This window comes from Streptomyces sp. NRRL B-24572, assembly GCF_002156145.1.
GTDB lineage: Bacteria > Actinomycetota > Actinomycetes > Streptomycetales > Streptomycetaceae > Streptomyces > Streptomyces vietnamensis.
The window spans coordinates 1-5,770 of record NZ_MWIG01000208.1 but is presented as its reverse complement, the minus strand read 5'-3'; the positions used below and the strand labels follow the sequence as shown (position 1 = coordinate 5,770).

At 72.5% G+C, this 5,770-nt stretch carries 6 protein-coding genes; 2 read left to right on the top strand and 4 right to left on the bottom strand.

Annotation, left to right across the window (positions count from 1 at the left end; genetic code table 11):
• A partial coding sequence (locus tag CCN56_RS13135) for a helix-hairpin-helix domain-containing protein (RefSeq protein WP_256961949.1) occupies positions 1-811 on the bottom strand: 811 nt, incomplete at its 3' end.
• 355 nt (positions 812-1,166) lie between these two features.
• Here CCN56_RS13135 and CCN56_RS13130 point away from each other — a divergent pair.
• Complete coding sequence (locus CCN56_RS13130; protein ID WP_086826643.1) at positions 1,167-1,640, top strand: hypothetical protein; 474 nt, start codon at positions 1,167-1,169, stop codon at positions 1,638-1,640.
• 99 nt (positions 1,641-1,739) lie between these two features.
• On the opposite strand, the gene CCN56_RS13125 is transcribed toward CCN56_RS13130, so the two are convergent.
• The 3 genes from CCN56_RS13125 to CCN56_RS13115 are packed head-to-tail and all read right to left on the bottom strand — an operon-like array spanning position 1,740 to position 4,842.
• A complete protein-coding gene (locus CCN56_RS13125; protein ID WP_086826647.1) occupies positions 1,740-2,513 on the bottom strand; it encodes a sugar phosphate isomerase/epimerase family protein in 774 nt (257 codons plus the stop codon).
• 26 nt (positions 2,514-2,539) lie between these two features.
• Complete coding sequence (locus CCN56_RS13120; RefSeq protein ID WP_086826641.1) at positions 2,540-3,694, bottom strand: dihydrodipicolinate synthase family protein; 1,155 nt, start codon at positions 3,692-3,694, stop codon at positions 2,540-2,542.
• Positions 3,691-4,842, bottom strand: coding sequence for a Gfo/Idh/MocA family protein (locus CCN56_RS13115; protein WP_086826639.1), 1,152 nt, complete (start codon positions 4,840-4,842; stop codon positions 3,691-3,693). Before CCN56_RS13115 ends, CCN56_RS13120 begins: the two co-directional genes overlap by 4 nt.
• Positions 4,843-4,987: 145 nt before the next feature.
• Between CCN56_RS13115 and CCN56_RS13110 the strand changes: the two genes are divergently transcribed.
• Positions 4,988-5,770: LacI family DNA-binding transcriptional regulator (locus tag CCN56_RS13110; protein ID WP_086826645.1), on the top strand; the 783-nt coding region annotated here is incomplete at its 3' end.

Genomic DNA, 5,770 nt, shown 5'->3' with positions numbered 1-5,770 from the left:
CCTCGGCGAGCTCGCCGAGGCACTCGATGACGAGCCCGGTGTCGACCTGGAGGAGTTTCACCGCATCGGCGATGAGCCGCTCCTCCGGCAGGAAGCAGTGCCCCTGGTCGCTGGACTGCGACAGCGCGTACTGCAGCCCCGCCTTCACCCGGTCGGGGCTGTCGTGCGGGATGCCGACGGACTGGGCGATCTTGTCGGCGGTGAGGAAGCCGATGCCCCACACGTCGGCGGCGAGCCGGTAGGGCTGATTGCGCACGACGGAGATCGAGGCGTCCCCGTACTTCTTGTAGATGCGCACGGCGATGGAGGTGGAGACCCCCACCCCCTGGAGAAACACCATCACCTCCTTGATCGCCTTCTGCTCCTCCCAGGCGGCGGTGATGTTCCTGGTCCGCTTGGGCCCGAGCCCGGGCACCTCGATCAGCCGGGCGGGAGCCTCTTCGAGGATGTCGAGGGTGTCGAGCCCGAAGTGCTGCGTGATCCGGTCGGCGAAGACGGGCCCGATGCCCTTGACGAGCCCGGAGCCGAGGTAGCGCCGGATGCCCTGGATGGTGGCGGGCAGCACGGTCGTGTAGTTGTCGACGGTGAACTGCTTGCCGTACTGCGGGTGGGAGCCCCAGCGGCCCTCCATCCGCAGCGACTCCCCCGGCTGGGCCCCGAGCAGCGCGCCGACGACCGTGAGCAGGTCCCCGGCACCCCGCCCGGTGTCGACCCGGGCGACCGTGTACCCGCTCTCCTCGTTGGCGTACGTGATCCTCTCCAGGACACCCTCGACGACGGCGGGACGGTACGGCTGACCCTCGTTGGACATGTATCGACCGTAGCGAAGGGCTCGGACATCGTGGGGCGCAGGGACGTTTCCCGTGGACGGCACCCGGGCGGCCGACCGCTGCCGCCACCGCGCGACCGCCCGAGGATCCGAGGTGGCGTTGATTCGCCACATGGCGCCCTTGATCGTCCCCCCGGTGACGGCGACCGCCGCGTGAACGCGCTGCTGATCCCCGGAAAGCGTGCGTGGACGACCCCGTCAAGACGGCTGGGCTTGCCACCAATCGTCCGGATTCGCCCTTCAGGGCCGTCCCGTGCCACCGGAACGATGGGCGTGCCTTCGAGGCGGCAGTCGTGACCGAGCCGCCGACGTCATCAACGTGAGGGGAGACACCGGCATGAAGTGGATCAAGAGCCTGGCCATGACGGGGGCGGCCGTGGGACTGGTCGCCGGCCAACTGCTGACCGGCACCGCGTCGGCCGCGCCCGCGGCCGGCCGGGCGGACGGCCTCCAGCAGAAGGTCGACGCCTACCTGGCGAGCCATCCCGGTGAACGCCAGATCGCCCCGGGCAAGGCGACCATGCCCGGCGGGTCCGTCACCTTCTCCACCCCCGGCACCACCGACGCCGCCGCCATCAGCTGCAGCTACGGGCACCTGTGCATCCAGGACGGCAACGGCAGCCGCTGGGACTACTACTACTGCGGCTACTACGACTTCTCCGGGGTCGGCGACGGGTACTTCAACAACAACCAGACCTCGGGCACCGTCGCCAGGTTCTACAACTCCGACGGCAGCCTCAGGTGGACCAGCAGGGCCCCGCAGAGCGGAACGGCCTCGTGGACGCCGGTGTACCACATCCGTCCCTGCTGACCTCTTGGAACCCGGTCGCCCGGCGCTCCGCCCCCACGTCGGTGGGGGCGGAGCGCCCGCGTCGGTGAGGGCGGAGCGCCCGCGTCGGCCAGTGGCGCGTCAGACCGCCAGGAACGCCTCCAGCGTCTCCTCCAGGACCTCCACTCCGTCCCTCGCCCACAGCTCGTCGTTGAAGAGTTCCACCTCGACCGGGCCCGTGTAGCCCGCCTTCTCCACCAGGTCCGCCCAGGCGCGGAGGTCGATCGCGCCCGTGCCCAGTTGGCCGCGGCCGTTGAGGACGCCCGCCGGGAGGGGGGTCGTCCAGTCGGCGAGCTGGAAGGAGTGGATGCGGCCCGTCGCGCCCGCGCGTTCCACCGCCGCCGGCGCGCGGTCGTCCCACCACAGGTGGTACGTGTCGACCGTGACGCCCACCTGCTCGGCCGGGAAGCGCTCGGCGATCTCCAGGGCCTGGTCCAGGGTGGAGACCGCGCACCGGTCGGAGGCGTACATGGGGTGGAGGGGTTCGATCGCCAGGCGGATTCCGCGCTCGCCCGCGTACGGAGCCAGGGCGCCGATCGCCTCGGTGATGCGGGCGCGGGCCGACGGCAGGTCCGGGTACGCCGGGGTGAGGCCCCCGGAGACCAGGACGAGGGTGTCGGTGCCGAGGGCCACCGCCTCGTCGATCGCCGCGCGGTTCTCCGCCTCCCAGCCGTCGGTGGTGAAGAAGCCGCCCCGGCAGAGGGTGGTGACGGTGAGCCCCGCGTCCCGTACGAGAGCGGCGGCGGCCTCCACCCCGTACTCCCGCACCGGTTCGCGCCACAGGCCGATGCCCGGGACGCCCAGTCGGAGGCAGTGCTCCACCAGCTCGGGGAGGGCCAGTTGTCTCACCGTCATCTGGTTGATGCCGAAGCGGTCGAGGTTCACTGCGGGACTCCGTACACGGTGAGGAGCGAGCGCATCCGGGACTCCGCGCGGGCCGGGTCCGGGAACAGGCCCAGGCCGTCGGCGAGTTCGTACGCGCGCGCGAGGTGCGGCAGCGAGCGGGCGGACTGCAGGCCGCCGACCATCGCGAAGTGGTCCTGGTGGCCGGCCAGCCAGGCGAGGAACACCACGCCCGTCTTGTAGAAGCGGGTGGGCGGCTGGAAGAGGTGCCAGGAGAGGGTGACGGTGGGGTCGAGGGTCTTGCGGAACCCGTCGACGTCGCCGGTGTCCAGCGTCCTGACCGCCTCCGCCGCCAGTGGGCCCAGCGGGTCGAAGATGCCGAGGAGGGCGTGGCTGAAGCCCTGTTCGTCGCCCGCGATCAGCTCCGGGTAGTGGAAGTCGTCGCCCGTGTAGCAGCGGACGCCCTCCGGGAGGCGGCGGCGCAGTTCGACCTCGCGCCGGGCGTCGAGGAGGGAGACCTTGATGCCGTCGACCTTGTCGGGGTGGGCCGCGATCACGTCGAGGAAGGTCTCGGTCGCCGTGTCCAGGTCGGACGAGCCCCAGTAGCCGTCGAGCGCCGGGTCGAACATCGGACCCAGCCAGTGCAGGATCACCGGCTCGCTCGCCTGCCGGAGCAGATGGCCGTACAGGTCGAGGTGGTCCTCGGGGCCGCGTGCGGCGGCGGCGAGGGCGCGGGAGGCCATGAGGACGGCCTGCGCGCCCGACTCCTCGACGACCGCCAGCTGTTCCTCGTAGGCCGCGCGGATCTCGGGCAGGGTGGCCGGCCCGGTGAGCTGGTCGGTGCCGACGCCGCAGGCGATCCGCCCGCCGACGCCGTGCGCCTCCGCCGCCGACCGGCGGATCAGCTCGGCCGCGCCCGCCCAGTCCAGGCCCATCCCGCGCTGGGCGGTGTCCATCGCCTCGGCGACCCCGAGGCCGTGGGACCAGAGGTGGCGGCGGAAGGCGAGGGTGGCGTCCCAGTCGACGGCGGCCGGGGAGTCGGGGGTGGTGTCGGCGTACGGGTCGGCGACGACGTGCGCGGCGGAGAAGACCGTACGGGAGGTCGGTGGGCCGGCCGCGGAGAGCGCGAGCGGTTCGGCGCGGGGGGTGTACGCGCGCGTGGTGCCGTCCGGGGAAGGGAGGCGGATCGTCACAGGGTCACCTCCGGGACGTCCAGGCGGCGGCCCTCGGCGGCCGACTTCAGGCCGAGTTCGGCGAGCTGGACGCCGCGGGCGCCGGCGAGGAGGTCCCAGTGGTAGGGCTCGTCGAGCGCGACGTGCCGGAGGAACAGCTCCCACTGGGCCTTGAAGCCGTTGTCGAACTCGGCGTTGTCGGGGACCTCCTGCCACTGGTCGCGGAAGGAGTGGGTGGCGGGGACGTCGGGGTCCCAGACCGGCTTGGGGGTGGCCGAGCGGTGCTGGACCCGGCAGTTGCGCAGGCCCGCGACGGCGGAGCCGTGGGTGCCGTCGACCTGGAACTCGACGAGCTCGTCCCGGTTGACGCGGACCGTCCAGGAGGAGTTGATCTGGGCGATCGCGCCGCCCTCCAGCTGGAAGATGCCGTACGCGGCGTCGTCGGCGGTGGCGGCGTACGGCTTGCCCTGCTCGTCCCAGCGCTGCGGAACGTGCGTGGCGACGTGCGCGGTGACGCCCGTGACCCGGCCGAAGAGCTCGTGGAGCACGTACTCCCAGTGCGGGAACATGTCGACGACGATGCCGCCGCCGTCCTCCGCGCGGTAGTTCCAGCTGGGGCGCTGGGCCTCCTGCCAGTCGCCCTCGAAGACCCAGTAGCCGAACTCGCCGCGTACGGACAGGATCTCGCCGAAGAAGCCGCCGTCGACGAGGCGCTTGAGCTTGAGCAGGCCGGGGAGGAAGAGCTTGTCCTGGACGACGCCGTGCTTGATGCCCTTCGCCTCGGCGAGGCGGGCGAGTTCCAGGGCGCCGGCGAGGTCGGCGGCGGTGGGCTTCTCGGTGTAGACGTGCTTGCCGGCGGCGATGGCCTTGGTGATCGCGTCGACGCGGGCCGAGGTGACCTGGGCGTCGAAGTAGACGTCGACGGTGTCGTCGGCGAGGACGGCGTCGAGGTCGGTGGACCACTCGGTGAGGCCGTGGCGCTCGGCGAGGGCGCGCAGGGCGTGCTCGCGGCGGCCGACGAGGACGGGCTCGGGCCAGAGGGTCTCGCCGTTGCCGAGGTCGAGGCCGCCCTGTTCGCGCAGGGCGAGGATCGAGCGGACGAGGTGCTGGCGGTATCCCATGCGGCCGGTGACGCCGTTCATGGCGATGCGGACTGTCCTGCGTGTCACGAAGTTTCCCCTCCACGGCGATCCCCGCCCTCGATCCCCACGAAGGGATAGAAAGCGCTTTCCATCGAGGATGACGCTAGCCTGCCGACATCGCCGCCGACAAGGGCCCCGGAGGTACGCACACGATGCTGGAGGTACGCACGCGATGACCGTCACCCTGGCGGACGTGGCCGCCCGCGCACGGGTCTCCCCCGCCACCGTCTCCCGCGTCCTGAACGGCAACTACCCGGTCGCCGCGTCGACCCGGGAGCGGGTGCTGCGCGCCGTGGACGAGCTGGACTACGTCCTCAACGGCCCCGCGAGCGCCCTCGCCGCCGCCACCTCCGACCTGGTCGGCGTGCTGGTCAACGACATCGCCGACCCCTTCTTCGGGATCATGGCGAGCGCGGCACAGAGCGCGATCGGGGAGAGCGCCACGGGGCGCGGCGGGGGCGAGAAGCTCGCCGTCGTCTGCAACACCGGCGGCTCCCCCGAGCGCGAGCTGACCTACCTCACCCTGCTCCAGCGGCAGCGGGCCGCCGCCGTGATCCTCATGGGCGGCTCCCTGGAGGACCCGGAGCACCTCGCGGCGACGGCCGGGAAGCTGACGAAGCTGGCGGAGGCGGGGACGCGGGTCGTGCTGTGCGGGCGCCCGCCGGTGCCCGGCGACGCGAGCACGGCGGCCCTCGTCTTCGACAACCGGACCGGCGGGCGGCTGCTCACCGGACACCTGCTCGGCCTCGGCCACCGTCGGATCGGTTACGTGGCGGGGCCGGCCGACCGCACCACCACCCGGCACCGCCTGGAGGGCCACCGGGAGGCGCTCGCGGCGGCCGGGGTCGCCGAGGGCCCGACGGTCCACGGCCCGTACGACCGCCGCTCCGGCCACGAGGCGACGGCCGAGCTCCTCGCCCGGGACCCGCACCTCACGGCGGTCGTACGGGCCGTG

Coding starts and splice junctions, on each gene's coding strand:
- CCN56_RS13130 (WP_086826643.1), top strand. CDS start 1,167: ATGAAGTGGATCAAGAGCCTGGCCATGACGGGGGCGGCCGTGGGACTG.
- CCN56_RS13125 (WP_086826647.1), bottom strand. CDS start 2,513: ATGACGGTGAGACAACTGGCCCTCCCCGAGCTGGTGGAGCACTGCCTC.